Source organism: Neisseria sp. P0021.S007 (assembly GCF_051956855.1).
The window spans coordinates 1-520 of the sequence record NZ_JBQCXA010001184.1; the positions used below are offsets into that span (position 1 = coordinate 1).

Below are 520 nucleotides of genomic sequence, written 5' to 3' on the forward strand. Positions count from 1 at the left end.
ATATTGCGCCAAATGCGGGCGCGGCGCTGTTTTTGGTAGGCGGCGAGGGGGACTTCGCGCAGGGTGTTGCGCTCCCAGTTGTCGACGGGGGTGGAGGCTGAAGAGGGTGTGTTTTGGGCGTCGCCTTCACGGTGGATTCGGTATTGCATGATGTGATGTGCTTTCTTGTGGGCCGTCTGAATGTTCAGACGGCCTTATCGGTTTTAGTTGATGGAATAGCCGCGCAGGTATTGCGTACGTTCGCGGGTCATGCGTGTTTCACACTGCAGGCGCAGGTATTCTGCTTGCGCGGCGTTGTCTGCGGACGCGGCGGCTTGTTGGCAGTTGAGTTTTTTGCTTTGAATCCAGGTGCGTTGTTCGCCGAGGATTTGTTGTTTGACATCGCTGTCCATGCCGCCCCAGAGGTCGTTGATCTCGCCGTCTGCCTGACGGTTTTGCGCGCGCGCGTTGTCGAGCTCGCTTTGGCTGAGGCCGGGTGGCTCGTTGCGCGGAGTTTCACGGTCAGGACGCAGGACTTCGT

General features: G+C 58.8%; 1 protein-coding gene. It reads right to left on the minus strand.

The window, feature by feature from the left end; genetic code table 11:
* Positions 1-203: 203 nt before the first annotated feature.
* Positions 204-520 (minus strand): lysozyme inhibitor LprI family protein (locus tag ACTHUR_RS18185; protein WP_440400161.1); only part of this gene is annotated, 317 nt, incomplete at its 5' end.